Origin of the sequence: Bradyrhizobium sp. 142, assembly GCF_023074015.1 — a bacterium.
Taxonomy (GTDB): Bacteria; Pseudomonadota; Alphaproteobacteria; order Rhizobiales; family Xanthobacteraceae; genus Bradyrhizobium.
Window position 1 is genome coordinate 1 of sequence record NZ_JADPKQ010000443.1, and the last position, 2,963, is coordinate 2,963.

1 protein-coding gene is annotated in these 2,963 nt (G+C 56.3%); it reads left to right on the forward strand.

The features are described from left to right. Nucleotides 1–774 precede the first annotated feature (774 nt). Entirely contained in the window at nucleotides 775–2,202 is a 1,428-nt protein-coding gene (locus IVA82_RS40535) for an aldehyde dehydrogenase family protein (RefSeq protein WP_247493867.1), read from the forward strand. Nucleotides 2,203–2,963 lie beyond the last annotated feature (761 nt).

Below are 2,963 nucleotides of genomic sequence, written 5' to 3' on the forward strand. Positions count from 1 at the left end.
TGTCGCCGACAACCTCATCAGCATCGGTCGCGTGATGGAACAGCAGTCACTCCAAAGGTAGTCCACTTCCAGCGCAATCTTGGCCTCACATCGCCCCGCCGCCCCCCGCCGGGGCTTCTTATTGTCTGCATGGTTGACCGCGTCCTTCAAAACCGCGATTTTTGCGCCGGAAAGTAGCTAGGCCGAACACTCCCGCGGCAAGTGCCGAACATGAGCCGCTATTGCATAGTAGCATCATGTGCGCCCTGCGCGCTGGCGAGCGGCCGGATGTTCCGGCTCGACATCGCCAAGGATCGAAATGGCTCTGCAGTGCGGGGAAGCTGCATCCACTCACTTCTTTTTGGAGAAAATACGCGAAACTGGCGCGTGGATCACTGCTAAGCCTCACAACAAAGGGATTAATAGGATCGCCGCTGGTGCCGGCTGGCCAGAGACCGCAACCACTCATGTGCGACCGAGAGCGGGGCGCCTTTCCTAGTTGGGGAGCACCTGGGCGCCCGAGCCAGAGTCGTTGAGCATCGCAAGATTTACCTTGGGGAATTGGGTGACCTCGGCTGAGAGAGAACAGGCCACCGTTTTTTCGGCAAAGAGCTTGGGTCAACGGCATGGATGTGCCTCGGACCCTCAAACGGCCGTCATGGGCGTTCTCCTCGCTGGCTGGCCCGCTCGGAAGCGGGCGGCCTTTTTAGGAATTCACCAATCCAAGCGGAGCGCCGCTGAATACTGGAAAACAAAAGCCCCTGTCCAAATTACAACCAACCTCAAGAGGATGACATGGTCAATCGGATGCAATTTTACATAGATGGCGCGTGGGTCGATCCCGCCGTTGCTAAAACAACGCGTACCATCAATCCAGCGACCGCAAAGGAAATGTACGAGTTTGCGCTCGGCTCGAAAGCTGACGTCGACAAGGCGGTCATCGCGGCTAGGCGCGCATTCGAGATCTTTTCTCAGACCACTCGCGAGGAGCGCATCACTCTGCTTGCAAAAGTTATCGAGATTTACAAAGGCCGAATGAAGGAGATCGGCGACTCAATTTCTGACGAGATGGGCGCTCCGCTTCGCATGGCGGAACAGAAGCAGGCCAAGTCCGGCTTAAGCCATCTCGTCGCGACGCTCGAAGCTCTCAAGAGATACGCTTTCGAGGAGCGAATTGGCAGCGCAGTTGTGGTTCGTGAGCCGATTGGCGTGGTCGGGATGATCACGCCCTGGAATTGGCCAATGAACCAAATCGCTTGCAAGGTGGCGCCAGCGCTCGCTGCCGGCTGTACTATGATCCTTAAGCCGTCGGAATTTACGCCAACTTGTGCACTGATATTCGCGGAGATCCTTCACGAGGCGGGCGTACCTAAAGGAGTATTCAACGTGGTTAATGGTCTTGGGCATGAAGTTGGCGCCGCCATGAGCGATCACCAAGACATTGACATGATCTCGTTCACTGGCTCGACCCGCGCCGGTATCGATGTTGCGATCCGCGCCGCTCGTACTGTCAAGCGTGTTAGCCAAGAGCTCGGAGGCAAGTCGCCCTATGTCATTCTCGATGATGCCGATCTTGATAAGGCTGTCAGCGGGTGCATCCCGAAAATCCTGCTTAACTCGGGCCAATCTTGCGACGCACCATCGCGCCTCATCGTACCGCAATCCAGAATGGCGGAAGTGGTGGAGATCGCAAAAGCCGCCGCGGATAAGTTCAACGTCGGCGATCCCCGAACCAAAGGGACTGATATCGGTCCCGTGGTAAGCCGCGGCCAATGGGAGAAAATCCAAACCTTGATCCAGAAAGGCATAGACGAGGGGGCCACACTGGTCACTGGCGGTCTAGGCCTGCCGAAAGGCAGGGAGAAAGGCTTCTACGTTCGTCCTACCATTTTCGCGAATGTCAAAAACGAAATGACAATTGCACGGGAGGAGATCTTCGGGCCGGTGCTTGCGATCATTGGTGTCAAGGACGAGACCGAGGCGATCCGAGTTGCCAACGATACGCCCTATGGCCTCGCCGCTTATGTATTGTCAGGCTCAACCGAGCGCGCGCGCAAGGTTGGCCGCCTGATCCGAGCTGGCGCCATATATCTGCAGGGCGTATATCTTGACTGCGACGCTCCCTTTGGCGGGTACAAACAATCGGGCAACGGTCGTGAATGGGGTCGCTTCGGTCTTGAAGACTATCTAGAAGTCAAAGCCGTTGCCGGTGTTGAGTGCTGAATTGCGAAGCACAAAGTGAGCAGGACTCTTACGTAAGTTTAACATTCCAAGCTTTCGAGGTATGCCCCTCGAAAGATTGGAATCTGACCGTCGAGCTTGCCTGCAACCGGGTCTGCTGCACTCGACCGCTAGCCTCGAGTGCAGCAGCAATAGCTGCCGCCTGCATAGGACAGAGCCATCAAATCCGCGATGGGCACTACAACAAGCCTCTACATCGATCCCTTTTCACTTGAATTATCTTGATTTGACCCCTTCAGGGAATGTAGACGCCCGTCGGCTTGAGCTTGCCCGCATGTAATCGCGCCAGAACGAGCCAACTAGCCACGGCTGTGGACCACGACTCACTGACCTCGATCAGAGCATCGAGCCGAAGAAGTCATGGATCGAAGAATCGCGTCGTAAAAGGCCCTTGGTCAGCCTTGTCGATTGTGCCAGCCCAAGACTGATGCTTCACTTGGCGCGCATACATGCGGGAATTTTTTTGGTTGAGGCGGTGCCGCGCAATCGAACAACGGAGCAAATCTATGGCTCCGCAACCCGCGTTCGGTTCGACATCGAGCACGCAATTCGTCCGCAGCGACATGTGTGCTCGGTGAGTGAAATCGGCAGTCTCCTGATAACGCAGGAGTCGTGCGCCGTCTGGTGGTGAAGCTCGGTGGAATCTGAAATGGACCCGCAGAGCGGGACCGCTTGAACCGGTTTGCTAGTTGGAAACTGACCGCTCCTGATCCCTTTCTATCACGCTGCCAGAGACTCTGTCT